The organism is Vibrio sp. V23_P3S9T160, from assembly GCF_963886625.1.
Classification (GTDB): domain Bacteria; phylum Pseudomonadota; class Gammaproteobacteria; order Enterobacterales; family Vibrionaceae; genus Vibrio; species Vibrio anguillarum.
On sequence record NZ_CAWPDB010000173.1, the window covers coordinates 1 to 16123 of the forward strand.

Annotated in this window: 13 protein-coding genes; 11 read left to right on the plus strand and 2 right to left on the minus strand. The window is 46.0% G+C overall.

The features are described from left to right. Positions 1-302: 302 nt before the first annotated feature. From AACU59_RS16495 to AACU59_RS16540, 10 genes are all read left to right on the plus strand, one after another. Complete coding sequence (locus tag AACU59_RS16495) at positions 303-2000, plus strand: RluA family pseudouridine synthase (protein WP_094144485.1); 1698 nt, start codon at positions 303-305, stop codon at positions 1998-2000. A 93-nt stretch (positions 2001-2093) separates the two neighbouring features. After that, positions 2094-3539 carry an ATP-binding protein gene (locus AACU59_RS16500; RefSeq protein ID WP_094144486.1) on the plus strand — a complete coding sequence of 482 codons (1446 nt, stop codon included), beginning with the start codon at positions 2094-2096 and terminating at the stop codon, positions 3537-3539. Further along, the gene (locus AACU59_RS16505; RefSeq protein WP_013868288.1) at positions 3536-4189 is read left to right on the plus strand and encodes a response regulator transcription factor; all 654 of its coding nucleotides are present in this window, start codon (positions 3536-3538) and stop codon (positions 4187-4189) included. The genes AACU59_RS16500 and AACU59_RS16505 overlap by 4 nt, the downstream gene beginning before the upstream one ends. Then, a complete protein-coding gene (locus tag AACU59_RS16510; protein WP_094144487.1) occupies positions 4182-5009 on the plus strand; it encodes a DUF2861 family protein in 828 nt (275 codons plus the stop codon). Before AACU59_RS16505 ends, AACU59_RS16510 begins: the two co-directional genes overlap by 8 nt. A gap of 75 nt (positions 5010-5084) precedes the next feature. Continuing rightward, positions 5085-7382, plus strand: coding sequence for a glycoside hydrolase (locus tag AACU59_RS16515; protein WP_094144488.1), 2298 nt, complete (start codon positions 5085-5087; stop codon positions 7380-7382). Between the two features lie 154 nt (positions 7383-7536). Then, complete coding sequence (locus AACU59_RS16520) at positions 7537-8133, plus strand: TetR/AcrR family transcriptional regulator (RefSeq protein WP_170900486.1); 597 nt, start codon at positions 7537-7539, stop codon at positions 8131-8133. 85 nt (positions 8134-8218) lie between these two features. Beyond that, positions 8219-9250 (plus strand): NADP-dependent oxidoreductase, encoded by a 1032-nt coding sequence (locus AACU59_RS16525; RefSeq protein WP_047687590.1) that lies wholly within the window; start codon positions 8219-8221, stop codon positions 9248-9250. Between the two features lie 13 nt (positions 9251-9263). Continuing rightward, the gene (locus AACU59_RS16530) at positions 9264-9878 is read left to right on the plus strand and encodes a glutathione S-transferase family protein (protein ID WP_017043593.1); all 615 of its coding nucleotides are present in this window, start codon (positions 9264-9266) and stop codon (positions 9876-9878) included. Between the two features lie 145 nt (positions 9879-10023). Beyond that, positions 10024-11577, plus strand: a complete 1554-nt coding sequence (locus AACU59_RS16535) for a YjjI family glycine radical enzyme (RefSeq protein ID WP_094144490.1) — start codon at positions 10024-10026, stop codon at positions 11575-11577. A gap of 4 nt (positions 11578-11581) precedes the next feature. Then, the gene (locus AACU59_RS16540) at positions 11582-12463 is read left to right on the plus strand and encodes a YjjW family glycine radical enzyme activase (protein ID WP_094144493.1); all 882 of its coding nucleotides are present in this window, start codon (positions 11582-11584) and stop codon (positions 12461-12463) included. Positions 12464-12716: 253 nt separating this feature from the next. Here the strand turns inward: AACU59_RS16540 and AACU59_RS16545 are convergent, their stop codons facing one another. Then, entirely contained in the window at positions 12717-14453 is a 1737-nt protein-coding gene (locus AACU59_RS16545; protein WP_161437841.1) for a SulP family inorganic anion transporter, read from the minus strand. Between the two features lie 217 nt (positions 14454-14670). On the opposite strand from AACU59_RS16545, the gene AACU59_RS16550 reads away from it, so the two are divergent. Continuing rightward, entirely contained in the window at positions 14671-15327 is a 657-nt protein-coding gene (locus tag AACU59_RS16550; RefSeq protein WP_094144492.1) for an HAD family hydrolase, read from the plus strand. 133 nt (positions 15328-15460) lie between these two features. Here AACU59_RS16550 and AACU59_RS16555 read toward each other — a convergent pair. Continuing rightward, the coding region (locus AACU59_RS16555; RefSeq protein ID WP_237666658.1) for a RidA family protein at positions 15461-16123 on the minus strand (663 nt) is incomplete at its 5' end.

A 16123-nucleotide genomic window follows, 5' to 3' on the forward strand; every position in this document is an offset into this window, starting at 1 on the left:
CCAATAACTACAAATATAATTAATGACAAAAAACTAACATAAATCTGACATTGTTTTGCTCGGAAATAAAATTAATTAATCCTCCAATCATTCTATATGTTTTAAATAAACGTATAGCATCAGGTTAAATCGACACTGTTAACTTATTTTTTGGGGATTCACTAGGCTATATTAATGATATTAATAAGCTAGTTACATTAATTAATCGTGTCATCATCGACGTTCAACCAGAAACTGGCATTTCTAGGTCAAATCAGTACAATTCTGCGTTCTCCACCACCATCCACTGCGAGCCAGAGAAAATGCCAGCACCAGCGCCCTGTTTTACTGCCTTTAAAAAACCTATTGAAGGCTACTCTCTGCCTGAGCGTTTTACTTTCCCATTTTGTTACGAGCCGCATCCGCTAAGCGAATTAGCGGCAAGTCAGCTGCAACAACACCTGCTGAACCAGCAGAGTTGGCAACATAATTTTGGGCTCGATAATCACGGCGGGCTAAATCAGCATCCGGAAGCTATCGGGAAAATGTTTGGCGTTTTAGTGGTGCGTAAACAAAGTGGAGAGCTAGGGTACCTGTCTGCATTCTCAGGGAAGTTAGCTGAGCAAAACCTGCTACCGCATTTTGTACCGCCTATATTTGACATGCTCACTAACGATGGTTTTTTCTTAGAAGGCAGCGTGCCGATCAATCAAATTAATCAGCAAGTTGAACAATTGGAGTGCGATCCGCAGCGTGCGCTACTTCAGCGGCAATGGGCCACGGCCCATCAGCAGGCACAAGATGAATTAGAAGCGCATCGCCAGCTGATGATTCAAGGTCGTGAACAGCGTAAACAGCAACGCATCCTTGCCGAGCAATCAAATGATGCCCAACAATTGCGCGAAACCTTAGATTGTCTCGCCAAACAAAGTGTGGCTGAAAAAGCGTCCCTCAAGCAATTAAAACGAAAGTGGGACGTCAACCTCAACGAACTACAAGCGCAAATAGACGCATTTCAAGAACAGATTGATGCATTAAAAGAGCAGCGTAAAAATCTCTCTAATACGTTGCAGCAACGACTTTTTTCTCACTATCGATTTCTCAATCAATACGGCACTGAAAAATCTCTGGGGGAGATTTTCCGTCTTACGGCTAACCCTGTTCCACCAGCAGGATCTGGAGAATGCGCCGCACCAAAATTGCTGCACTACGCGTTTCAACATCAGATGACACCGATTTCACTCGCCGAATTCTGGTGGGGAGCGTCACCAAAATCTGAAATTCGTCAACACAAGAAATTCTATCCTGCTTGTCAAAACAAGTGCCAACCGATTTTGGCTCACATGCTTGATGGACTGAAGCTCGATGATAACCCGCTATTGCATAACCCAGCGCAAGGCAAAGAGATCGACATCATCTATCAGGATGAAGCCATTGTTGTCGTCAACAAACCTGCCGAGTTTCTATCCGTTCCCGGAGTCAACATTCAGGACTCGGTTTATACTCGTCTGCAACAAATGTTTAGCTCAGATGAAGGGCTTTTTGTGATCCACCGCCTCGATATGTCTACTTCAGGTTTATTGGTGTTTGCTCTCACCCGCCGAGCCAATAAAAGCCTGCAGAAGCAATTTATTACTCGCGGCGTTGAAAAACGCTACCTTGCTTTACTCGCTGGTGAATTACAGCAATCGCATGGTGACATTCGCTTACCGCTGCGGGGCGATTTAGATGACAGGCCGCGTCAATTGGTCTGTTTTGAGCATGGCAAACCCGCAGACACTCACTGGCAATTAATTGAATGCCGAGATGGATTCAGTAAAGTCTACCTCTACCCCAAAACAGGACGAACCCACCAATTGCGCGTGCATTGCGCTCATGTGGAAGGACTCAACCTGCCCATCGTTGGCGACGATCTTTATGGCACGAAAGGAGCGCGTTTACATCTACATGCTGAGTCGCTGAGCTTTGATCACCCTTATACCAAGCAAAGGATGACATTCACGGTGGATGCCGAGTTTTGATCGACATTCCGCTTTAGTGACATTGAGGTGACAAATCCTGACTTAGCACAGCTATAATTTCGTGAATGCGAACCTTTTTCTAAGTGCTTAACGTTGAGAACACGGCTGCTGTACCTTTTGATCACACTCACCGCAGTGCTAGGACAATCAAACCTAGCACACGGGCAAGAGCAAACGCTGCAAGATCGTTGGCAGCATTTTCTACGCCAAGCCGAATCGCTATCGGCTGCGCGAGCCTTGCCATTGCAAAGTATTAACTCATACCCTGTCGATCTTCTGCTCAGCGCCAGCGCCTATCCTGATTTTTCCCGTTATTCATGGCAAACCATAACCGAGCTCAAAGCGATAGCCTCACAGTGCGCACTGTCGCCCGGTTTATCAAAAACCTTGGCATCACGCCCTGAATTGCAAAAAGCAGCGTCGTTTGAACTCACTTTATGCCAAGGCGATGAATTGCCCATCCGTTGGTTTAAGACTGCTCCGTTTCTGCATCCTGCAGGCGGGAGCTACGCAGAGCGATACTTAGCTTTTTCTACTCATAACATAACAGCCGAGCAAAGCGCCGAGCTACAGCCCTACACGACTCTCTCTGACCCTCAGCATCCGCTGTACACCTTTTTTACCGATTTAGAAACGGCAGGGCGAGATGCCTTGGTCAGCGGTTATCGCGCTTATATTGACCGTCAACAACGGCTATGGATCAGTGGCGATTTCGGTATTCGCGTACTGAGCGCATTGCAATGGAGAAAAGTCGCGCTCGATCAGCAATTGGTATTGTCGGCCATCACAGCGGCTACTCAAAGTTGCCAATTACGCTATAGTAATCTGTGTGTCTCTAGCCAAGAAAAACCCAATATCTCTCTGTGGTTATCGGTCATATTACTGCTGTTGCTCGCAGCAACGCTGAGTAGGACGCTCTGGTTACGCCGCCAACAAGCCAAAGAAAAACGCTTTATTTTACAGTTGCTGACGCATGAACTACGCACCCCTATCACCAGTCTTGGCTTGACCGTTGAGCAGTTTCGCCAGCAATTTGATACTCTGCCAGAGCTGACCCAAGATACATTCGGCCGCTTACTGGCCGATCACCAACGTTTAGCTCAGCTTGCTCAGACCAGTAAAGGATTTTTGAGTAGCGACCCAAATGAGCCGTTTCAATGTCAAACCGCTTATCTCTCAGATTGGTTAGATCACTGCGTAGCGAAACACGAACTTAGCTATGAACTGACACAAGATATCGAGCTCACACTGCCGTATTACTGGCTTGGGATCTGTTTGGATAACTTGATCCGTAATGCCAAGCAGCATGGTCAAGGGACAATCTCAATAACGGCCAGCGTGACTGACACTCGACTGCGGCTTTGCGTTAGCGATGAAGGCGAGTTTCCCTCTCGTCTCAAACGGCTATTTTCTCGTTCTCGCACGGCTTCCAATATGGGAATTGGGCTCCGTCTTGTGAGCCATTTGATGTTTAAAATGGGCGGCAAACTGACGTGTAAAGCCCACCCCACTCGCTGCCAATTGGAATTACCATTATGAACACACTGTTATTGGTCGAAGATGATCCTCTACTCGGGCAAGGTTTGCATGATTACTTGCTACAGCAAGGTTTTGATTGTTTGTGGGTACAGCAGCTCTCACAAGTCAAAAAAGCATGGTTTCGCGCCGATTTGGTGATTTTAGATAGGCAACTGGCTCAAGGAGACAGCTTGGATCATCTGCCTCAATGGCTAATGGCCAAAGCCGTGCCAGTGATCATCCTGACGGCCAAAATCGAGGTTGAGCAAAAAATAGCAGGTCTAATGGCGGGGGCGAAAGACTACGTCACCAAGCCATTTTCGCAACAAGAATTACTGGCGCGAATTCAAGCGCAACTGCGACCATTAGGAGAAAGCTTGCTTTCCTACGCTGACATTGCCATTGATCTCTCAAAGCGCAGCGTTACCTTAGGTGAGCAGTTGATGACGCTAAAACCGAAACAGTTTCAGCTATTACTGCTGCTAGTTCAAAACCAAGGACGTGTTTTTCACCGTGATGAACTACTCAATAAAGTGTGGGGCTACCAAGCCTTTCCCTCAACTCGAACCGTAGATAATCATGTTTTACAGCTGAGGCAGCAGTTACCCTCACTCAATATCGAAACCGTTCGTGGCGTTGGGTATCGTTTAGTCGAGGTGTCCAATGCGTAACCTTTGGCTGTTTGCACTGTTCGTCGTTAGTCCAAGCCACGCCGTGAGTGATGATTGGTTTATGACCACACCACTGCAATCAACCTATCGCGCTTTAGCGAACCATCAGCCACAGCTTGCCTGGCAAGAGTTGGTCCTCGCACTCAATAACCAAACCATTGCCACGCCATACTGGGCAAGCGTCAAAAATACCATTATTGAACAAACCCAATGTGGCCAACAGCTCTTAAGCGATGTGGTACCAAATGCGGCGCTGATCAAAGTCTCGATACAAAAAAAAACCAACGTGATGCAGCAAGGTTACCAGTTCAAATTATCAATGGAGGGAGCAGAGCTGCCTAGCCAGGTTGAACTTCTTGGCCCTGACAATGGCTTGCTCATCTCACAGAGCCAAGTAACGTCATCCGCCCCTTACATAGAATTAGAAAGCCCAGAACTGCTCTTTGCTCCGCAAGATGGCGTTTATCGACTGACACTCGACAAACAACACTATTGGTTAGTTCTTACCATGCCTTTTGGCTCCACATGGTTGCAATCCGCCTCTCCCAACGGTGGCTACCCACTAACGCTTGAGTCCCCCACAGCATTGACAAACTGCCCCCCAACAAGCCTTGCTTGGCAATGGTTTGACGACCAATTTCAGTTAATCAAGCAGCAAGATATGGTGGCAATAAGTAATACTCAGCAATTATTGGATAAACCAAGCTCATCCCCCAGCTCGGCTAAATGGCTCAGTACTCTGATCAAAACTGTCGAATATCAAGGAGCAATCAAAGTGGAATATGTACAACGTTTGACTCTGCCAAATCAGGCTCAATGAAGACATCAGGGTGACAATTGATTTGTCGATTTCTTATGTAATCAACACACCGAGACACACTGGAAATGACAAACCATGTATAAACCACTTTGTTCTTTATTGATCACTTGTACGCCACTTTTGGCGTTGGCTAGCCAATCACAACCGGCGTCAATTACACTGCATAATCAAAACCAAACCGTGCAAATAGAGCCACAAAATTTTGCTATTGATTGGCAGAAAAATGCCCAGCTAACCATTAACCAAGGCCAGCTAACCGTTAACGGCCAGCCACAGCAAGTCAGCCAACTGCAACAAGATAATCAACATCACGCCTCTTGGCTGCTTGTTCCTAGCCAGTTAAAGGTTGAGGCCAATTTACAACAAACATTGAAGCTGTCGATTACCGCGAGCGCTGAGAGTAAGATCTCTCGTGCTAAACCGTTAACCGTACAGTGGTTTGAACTGCCTGAGCAGCAAAGCAAAACGCTCATTCTTCCTTTTAGTGAAGGAATGCGCATTCCAACTGATAACCCACAGTGGGTGAACTACCTCATAGCGGAACGCTCTGCCAGCAATACCACGCAAGATCTCAAAATGCCATTTTGGAGTGTGGAAGCTGGCAATGAGCAGTATGTGAGCTACCAACTCAATACCGCCACCAACAACAAACTCAATTTTAGCGCCAAGCAAAACAAGCTGGACATGCAAGCCACGCACGCTTTCACTGTGCTCAACAAAGATGAGCCTTTTGAGGTGGAAATCTCCCTTGGCAACTCACCACTAGATGGTGCCAAACGCTACCGTCAGTGGCGAAAAGAGAATGGGCTATCACAAACGCTCGAACAAAAAGCGCAGCAAAACCCAGCCATAAAACAGCTTATCGGCGCAAGCCATGTCTATCTGTTTGGTAGAGACTTACTCTCTGAGCAAGATGTTAGCGACTTCTGGGCATTGAAAGCTTGGTATTTTGAGCAGCCGCAGTGGACAGCATCAAACGAAGCACTCAAAGAACTCAAACCGCTCATCAAGGGCAAAGATTTCTTAAGCCGCTATCATAAACGTTTGCTGATTGAAGAGGTGAATAATGGGCTGAACTCTTGGATCAAAGAGTCGCCCTCAAATAACGAGGCTGGGATCGCCAGCCAGTATCAAGCCGCTCAGGCACGAAAAGCATGGCTCGCAGAGCAGAAACTACCGTTTCTACGTGATGCCAGCACTTGGGGACAGGGGCTATCGACATCCATGATTGACACACTCAGCTCAGCTGGTTTGCAGCACCTCTGGCTAGGTTTGGATAATTGGATGCCCGCCTTTTACCAGCCACAAGTGGTTGATCAAGCAAAACAGGCTGGCTACTTAGTTGGGGTGTACGACTCCTACAATACCGCCATTGCAAAAGGCATCAACGATGGTTGGCTTACCGCGCAGCTACCGGACTCGATGCGTGAGCAATGTGCGATAGAAAACGCCGACGGTAAGCAACAGAAAGGATTTCGTGGCAACGGCTTTTACCTTAACCCTGCCTGCCAATTAGGCTTTGTGCAGCAACGCATTGAGGCGATTTTAAAATATGGCCGCTTTAACAGCCTGTTTCTTGATGTGGATGGGACCGGAATGGCACGTGAAGATTACTCATACCAAGAGGGCCAAGGAATGAAAGAAAGCGCAATGCTGGAGGCATTTAATCAACGCATGCGCTGGATAGCAAATGAACAGAATGTGGTTCTCGGCTCTGAAGATGGTAACAGCCTGACGACACAAGGGCTCGCCTTTGCTCATGGTTTAGAAACGGTAGGATTTGGCTGGACAGATCCGGATATGAAAACTAACCGCCAATCGCCTTATTTTCTTGGGGCATGGTTTCCAGACAATAAGCCCGATTTTTTCTTCAAACCCGCGCAAGTCAAAGAGCCGTATAAAACACTGTTATTTGCACCGCAATACCGTATTCCTCTCTATCAAACCGTGTTCCATGATGAGGTGATCAACAGCCACCACTGGCACAGCGATAGTTTGAAGTTATCAAACGTACAAGCAGAGCGAGATTTAATCGCCATGCTGTATAACACCCCAGCGATGATTCACCTTAGCCGTGATGAAGCGACGCCTAACAGCGCTCGAGTCAACGCATTACGCCGCTATCAACAAGGGTTTGCACCAATCCATGAAGTAGTGTGGAACCAACCTTTAGTCGATTTTAAATGGCTTGATGAACAAGGGATAGTACAACAAACAACCTTTGGTGATGGCAGTAAAATTACCGCCAATTTCTCTACGCAGCCATATAAAAAAAAGGATAAGGAAATAGTTCCAGCCTTGAGTATTCAAGCTGAACTCAGCAATGGGCAAAACCTCATTTGGCCATCGGATACGCTAAAGACAGAAAAATAGTCTCATCCCTCACTCATTAAAAGATAAATAATAGTGCGACACTTCAAGGAGGAAGTGTCCATTTCTGTCATTCAGCAACCATAGCCAGTAGCACAAATACAATATGGGCAAACAAAACTAGACGACTGGTCTAATTTAAATTATAGTGCCGCCCATGAATACAAAAACCCATGATACTCGCCAACACATCCTTGAGGTCGGTTACCAACTTGTCGTAACCAAAGGCTTCACCAGCGTAGGCTTGTCTGAATTATTAAAAACCGCTGATGTGCCCAAAGGCTCTTTCTATCACTACTTTAAGTCAAAAGAGCAATTTGGCGAGGCACTGATTACGGACTATTTTCAGCACTATTTAGTACGGATTAATGCCCTTTTTAACCAAGAAGAAGGCAACGCCTATCAACACTTGATGCATTATTGGCAATGTTGGTATGAGCAGAGCAATGGCTTATGTAACGCACAGCGCTGCTTGGTGGTGAAATTAAGCGCTGAAGTTTCAGACTTGTCTGATGCGATGCGTATTGCTTTACTTAAAGGTGCAGATAGCATTATTGATGCGGTCGGAAAATGTATCCAACAAGGGATCGACGACGGCTCCATTCACGTACAACACAGCCAGCAAACCGCAGAATTGCTTTATAACCTTTGGCTTGGCGCAAGTTTACTCAGTAAACTGCGTCAAGATAACCAAGGGCTTGCACAAGCGCTTACGAGCACCGAACACATTTTGCAAGGTCAGTGCCCTAGTTAAGATTCACCCCGCTATTTCGATAGCGGTTTTTTTTGAAATCCAAACTAGACGACTGGTCTAATTTAAAATAATAAAGGACTCTCCAATGACTGAACAAACTAACCGCCGCATTGTACTCGCTTCACGCCCTGTCGGTGCACCAACGCCTGCTAACTTTCGCTTAGAACATGCGCCTAAACCAACACCTGCCGCTGGTGAAGTGCTGCTGCGTAGTGTTTATCTTTCACTTGACCCCTACATGCGCGGCCGCATGAGTGACGCTAAATCGTACGCCGATCCTGTCGCAATTGATGATGTCATGGTAGGCGGGACCGTGTGTCAAGTGGAAGTATCAAACCACCCAAAATTTGAGCAAGGTGAGTGGGTACTCGCTTATACCGGATGGCAGGATTACGCTATTTCTAACGGCGAAGGTTTACTCAAACTCGGTAAAAATCCAACCTCACCCTCATACGCACTAGGCATCATGGGAATGCCCGGTTTTACCGCTTATATGGGTTTGCTAGACATCGGCCAACCGAAGCAAGGTGAAACTGTGGTAGTCGCTGCAGCCACTGGCCCAGTAGGGGCAACGGTTGGTCAAATTGCTAAAATCAAAGGCTGCCATGTGGTGGGCATTGCTGGCGGTGAGGAAAAATGTCGTTACGCTAAAGAAGTATTAGGTTTTGATGAATGTATTGATCACAAAGCTGACGATTTTGCAGAGCAATTGGCTAAAACATGTGCTCAAGGGATTGACGTTTACTACGAAAATGTCGGTGGCAAAGTATTTGATGCGGTTTTACCTCTGCTTAACACAGCAGCGCGAGTTCCGCTGTGTGGTTTGATTTCTCAATACAATGCAACGTCGCTGCCTGAAGGACCTGATCGCCTCTCTATGCTGATGGGCACCTTGCTTACCAAACGAATCCGCATGCAAGGTTTCATTATTTTTGATGACTACGGCCATCGCTATAACGAATTTGCTACTGATATGACTCAATGGCTAAGCGAAGGGAAAGTGAAATACCGCGAGCAACTGATTGACGGTTTAGAAAACGCACCACAAGCCTTTATTGGTCTATTGGAAGGCAAAAACTTTGGCAAACTGGTTATCCAAATCAACCAACCACTTTAATAAGGACCGCATAATGATCAAACTTCACCATCTAAATAAATCACGCTCTAAGCGCATTATCTGGTTACTTGAAGAGCTCGGGGTTGAGTATCAAGTGGTTCCATATCAACGTGATAGCGTGACCTTTCTGGCACCGCCGGAGCTAAAAAGCGTGCATCCGTTAGGTAAGTCACCTGTGATTGAAGACAATGGTTTGGTGATTACTGAATCTGGCGCCATTACCGATTACTTGATAGAAAAATACGGCCAACACTTTGCGCCTCAGCGTGGCAGCGTGGAATATGTGCAGTACCAGCAATGGCTCCACTTTGCGGAAAGCTCTGCCATATTGCCGCTGCTATTAAAAATGTTTGTTGCCAAAGATGGCTGCCAAACCAATTTCCTTGGTGGCTATGCAGAAAGCGAAACGGCCAAAGTGATGAGTTATTTTGACCAGTGTTTAGCGGGTAAACGCTACTTAGTGGCCGACCAACTCACTGGCGCTGATTTCATGATGTCATTCATTGCTGAAATATTGCTGACCAACGGAGCGATTACTCACTTCCCGAATATTGAACGTTACTTAGAGCAGCTCGCCACTCACCCTGCTTATCTAAAATCGAACCAAATCGAAGCGCAATACGCCTAACCTTAGGTTCCTGATGACGCCACTTCGACGATAACGAAGTGGCGTTTTTATTTCCATTATGGAAATGACTACTTGATGTATTATCAATAGTGAAAAGTAACCAAGCACATTAGGATTAAACCACAATAATATAAGGGTTTAATTCATGAGCCATTCACTCGATACACAGCAACGCTTCCACGCCATCGTCACTGACGCACACCTCTCGCCCAAACAAAAGTCACACTTCCTTGCGCTAGAGGCCGAAGCAAGCTTGCCCTATCTGAAACTCTCTCCTGAGTTGGCTCGAGCAATGGAACAAGGCATTATCTGCGATATGTTTGAAGGCCATGCCCCTTTTAAACCACGTTACGTGTTGCCTGACTACGCAAAATTTTTAGCACAAGGCAGTGAGTATTTAGAGCTTTCGCCTGCCAGTAATTTTGATGAAGCACTCAATATGCTGACCATTTTGTACCATCACGTGCCTTCAGTGACCTCTATTCCTGTCTATTTGGGGCAATTGGATAGCGTGTTATTGCCCTATGTGGGCGAACTGAGCGAAGCGTCGATTTATCAAAAATTGAAGCTGTTTTGGATCATGCTTGATCGTACTCTGCCCGATGCTTTCATGCACGCCAACATCGGCCCGAGCGACAATATTATTTGTCGTACTATTTTACGTGTCGATGCTGAACTGAAACAGATCGCTCCCAACCTTACCTTCATGTATGACCCTTCCATCACTCCTGACGATTTACTGCGCCAAGCGACCGATAATATCTGTCAATGCAGTAAACCGCACATCGCCAACTATCCGATTCATACCACCGCCTATGGCGAGCAAGGTTTTGGTATTGTCAGTTGCTACAACTCACTTCCTTTAGCGGGAGGCTGCAATACTTTAGTCAGAATGAATTTAAAAGAGGCCGCGAAAAAAGCCAGTGACCGCCAAACATTTTTAGATCAGATTCTACCCACTTACAGCCAATATATGATTGAGCTGATGGATGTTCGAGCTGCTCATCTGCACCAACAATCTCATTTTTTTGAAGGTTTTCTGACTCAAGAAGGTTTGATTGAAGAGTCCCGTTTTGCACCGATGTTTGGCATTTATGGCATGGCCGAAGCCGTTAATCTACTACTGGAAAAAGAGCAGAGTAACGCCCGTTATGGCCATGATGATATCGCCAACCAATTAGGTGTCGCCATTTCCGCCAAGCTGGCCAACATTGTACAGAACTCACCGGTCAAATATGGCTTCAACGGTCGTGCTTTACTACACGCACAAGGTGGTATCAGCCTTGATCTTGATGTCACTCCGGGCGTGCGTATCCCTTACGGCACTGAGCCCAATCCGATTGAATATGTACGAGCAACGGCTGGGCATCATCAATATTACACCTCTGGTATCAGTGATATTTTAACTCTGGATGAAACCATAAAAGCCAACCCAGAGGCGATGTTCAACCTATGTAAAGGAGCCCTCCACTCGGGCTATCGCGAATTTACGGCAAACGTGGCTTCGAACGATTTAGTTCGCATTACGGGTTACATGGTGAAACTGTCTGAAATAGCGCAATTTGAGCAGCGCGGATCACGCACCAACACCACGCTTCTTGGGGCAGAAGCGGCCAAAAACACGGCCGTGCTCAAGCGAAAAGCACGCGTGGTTAGCCATGAAATGCAACCGGCTTATCAACCAAACTCTGTCAGCTAAACTAATGGTGAGTGGAAAACAGCCGCTCCGAGCAAAAGTCAGCCGAGTGCTGACTTTCTCCTGCGTTGATGGCCCGGGCAACCGACTGGTCATTTTTATGCAAGGTTGCAACTTCAATTGCTTGTCTTGCCATAACCCACATACGATTCGTCACTGTCACCATTGCGGTGATTGTGTGCCAACCTGCCCATCGCAAGCACTGCGCCTCAATGCTGACCAGCAAGTCGAATGGCTAGCAGATAAATGCACTCACTGCGATCGCTGTATTGAGCACTGCGTGCACCAATCAAACCCCAAAATTCATCACTACAGCGTTGAACAACTCGTGGAACTTATCCGCCGAAATCATTATTTCTTAGCCGGTATTACCATTTCAGGGGGGGAAGCGACACTACAGCTTCCGTTTATCATCGCTCTTTTCAAAGCCATCAAACACGATGAAGAATTGAAACATCTCAGCTGTTTTATTGATAGTAATGGCTCACTATCAGAATCGGGATGGGACAAAATCTCGCCCTATTTGGATGGAGCGATGATCGATTTAAAAGCTTGGCAAGAGGAAACGCATCGGTGGCTAACCGGACGCAGTAACCATAGAGTGATACGCACTATTTTCCACCTCGCTAAACGGAATAAACTGCACGAAGTGCGACTGCTGCATATACCGGACAAAAGTGATTTAGAGACTGAAATTACCGAAGTGGCGCATCTGATTAACCAGTTGCCTGCGAACGTCAGCATTCGGCTCAACGCCTTCCAACATCACGGTGTGGTCGGCAAGGCCTTAACTTGGCAACCATGCAGTGAAGGTGCAATGCTACAGTTTCATCGGAAACTGGCCGCTCAAGTACAGCGAACTGTTTACCTGCCGACACGCTACGCCTAGCGTCGAAAACCACCATACCCATAGGCTACCTATATTAGATTAATAACTCGTACCATTTTGCCTAATGCATAACGCTCACCTATGCTTATCCAAACAGGCACCAACCGTTTAACAAAAGGCCGAGCACTCGCTCTCATCACATAAAAAGGAAAGCATCATGATTGAATGGGATTTCTTACATCTTTTCGATACTCAAGAGCTCTTTATCTTTTATTAACGAGAGCCAATATTATTAACGAGAGCCAACCTCATTTTAAATAGTGGCCGCAATTTCACCTTCAATATCTTTTTTCGGCTCTTTTTGTACAGGAGGGACTTGTCCCTCTTCTACGGCATGTTGGTAACATCCACTCAGCTTAATGGCTAAATACATGTCAGCACGGATGACTACGCCGCCATCTCCAGTTGAAATCCCGGCAATTTCGCACCATTTTTTCAGGCTGCGTTTACGCCCCGCCAGCACTAAACGAATGCCACGTTTTTTAAGGATGCTTTGCACGTCCGATAACATCGCCATGACGCTTAAATCTAAATGAGTAAAACTCGACACCGCATCAATAATTACGCACCCCACGCTCATGCCTGCAGCCTCCGTGTGAAACAAAATACGACGTTTAAAATAAGGCGCATTGAAATAAGTCAGTGGAGAGTTGAAACGATAAATCACCAAACCCGGTATTGGATTCGCCTTCGCTGACGTATCAATCGTGCGAATTGTTCCTTTATCATCCAAGCCTAATGTTTGATCACTTGGCCGCATCACAGTGCGTAAAAACTGAAACAGACCCAGTAATACCGCAAGGGTGATGCCAGGGATAACGCCAATGACCAATACGGCGATGAAGGTTAAGCTTGCCAAATAAAAGGCGTCTTTATCACGCTTGTGTAAGCCCCAAATGCCTTTGAGATCCAATAACGAGATAGACGCGATAATCAGTACCACCCCCAATGCAGCAATCGGAATATATTGCAGTGGTTGATACGCCACAATAGCGACAAATCCAATCACAATCGCTGCAATAATCGAGACTAATTGCGATTTTCCACCATTAGCATCATTCACTGCTGTGCGAGAATCTGCACCACTGATGGCGAAACCTTGTGAGAATGCAGAGGCAATATTGGCCAAACCAAGAGCGCGAAACTCTTTGTCAGCATCAATATCATAACCATTTTTTGCTGCAAAACTGCGCGCGGTGAGCATCATACTGACAAAGCTCACCATAGCTAAGTTCAAAGCGGGCATCACCAATTCACGGCTTACCCCTAGATCAAATAGAGGGGTTTGGAATATCGGTAAACCACCTTGGATTAGACCAACGACTTTAACCCCAAAATGTTCAGCGCCAAAAAACCACACCCAAAATGCAGCAACGATGATGGCCAACATCGCCGCTGGCCAATTGGGTTTGAGACGTTTACACAGAAAATAAATCATCACTGTCAACCCGCTAATAAACAGGGTTTGCCAATGTAGATCAATCAGCAATGATGGCGCTTCCACGATACGCTCTAGTAGATACTGCTGCTCATATTTTAGGCCAAACACCTTGGCAAATTGACCCACGATAATGGTCAGAGCGACACCGTTTAACAACCCAAGTAAAATGGGGCGAGAGAGAAAATCGGCTAAGATACCAAGTTTGAAGCGACTCGCCAGTAAGCACCATACACCCGTCATCGCCGTCATTGTCATGACCAGTTGCCAATGTTTGAGAGGGTCGCCCATCGCAAGTGGGGTAACCACCGCCGCGATTACTGCGCAAGTTGCCGCGTCAGGCCCTAAGATCAACTGCCTAGAAGTGCCAAAAATCGCGTAAACCAACATCGGCAATACGCAGGAATATAAGCCGACAATCGCGCTTACTCCGGTGAGCTGCGCATACGCAATCGCGACAGGCAGTGCAACCGCCACCACAGAAAGCGCCGCACGTACGTCATCCATTAACCAGCGAGTTTCGTAGCCTTTAAGTTGGTGTAAACCCGGCATCCACTGTTGTACAAATGCACTATTCAAATCGTTTATCCCCTCACCTTGTCACGACACGCTTTATCTAAGCATAACCCATTGCTAATAAACTAGCGCTTATAATTGGCTGATTTTATTGAAGTATGAGAAAAAGAAAAAGTGCAGAAAAAAGATCGCCTCCATAGCTCTACTTATGTGAAAATAGCCCACTCCATTTCACTCGCCCAAAGTTGTACTTATGAAATTTCAAGCTGCCATTTTTGATATGGATGGACTGTTACTCGACACGGAACGTGTCTGCCTCACGATATTTGAACAAGCTTGCGACGCGGTTGGCGTCCCGTTTTTAAAAGAGGTTTATCTCTCGGCTATTGGTCGCAATGCGGCAGGCATTGAACAAGCACTGCGCGCAGGCTACGGGCCAGAATTGGACTATCTGGTATTACATACGGAGTGGCGTAAACGTTACGATGCCGTGGTGAAACACCAGGCGATCCCGGTGAAAGAAGGGGTTATCGAGCTATTACAATGGTTAAAAGCCAATCGTATTCCTACTGCCGTCGCAACATCAACCCAAAAAGACGTGGCACAAATTAAGCTGCGTCTTTCAGGCCTTGAGCAATACTTTGACTCGTTCACAACCGGTTGTGAAGTGACACATGGCAAACCCGATCCTGAGATTTATCTACTCGCCGCTCAGCGTCTTGGCGCTGAACCGACCCAATGCCTAGCCTTTGAAGATTCTAATAACGGCGTGCGATCCGCAGTGAGTGCGAATATGATCACCTACCAAATTCCCGATCTCGTTGAACCCAGTGAAGAAGTTTTAGCCCTTGGTCACCAAGTAGTCCCATCGTTACATCACGTTTTGGCGACCCTGAAAAGTAGCAATTAATTAGTTTTTAGTACGTCGACTAATTGATTTCGATTGCCATAGCCAAACGGCGTGGTATTGCAATTGCAGGTAGCTAACAAGTAAGAAGGGGATATCGTTGATATCCCCTTCTTTGGTCAATAATAAATATTCGTTAATGTTTAGGTGGCGTACCTTCACAATTAGAAACAACCGCGTCAATTTGTATTAACGCATCCATAGGGAGCTCTGAAACACCAATCACGGTTCTCGCAGGTAGCTCATGGCTAAAGAAGGTTGTGTAAACTTCATTGACAATATTAATGTCATCCATATTTTTCATTTGAATATTGACTTTAACCACATCATCCATAACATGACCAATGCTTTCTACGATAGATTTTATATTATCCAGACACTGCTTAACTTGTTCTTTTATTCCACCAGCAACAACTTCATTATTTTCTGGAGATAAAGGTAACTGAGCTGAAATATGATTATAATGAGAAAAAGCAACAGAGTGAGAATAGTCGACTTCAGGTGCATTCACGGTATTATTTGCTTCAATAACAAGTAAGCGGGTATCTTCAGGAAGCTGTGGCGGTGTACCATCGCCATGTGACACAACAACATCAATTTGTACTAATGCATTCATAGGCAAATCAGCAACACTAACCAGAGTTCGCGCAGGTAAATAACTTGGGAAAAATTGTCCACAGATTTCATTGATGGCTTCTGCATCCGATATATTTTTAAGAAATATCGTTGTTTTAACGATATCATCCATCGTGTGACCAATACTTTCTAAAATAGCATTAATATTATTCAAACACTGTTG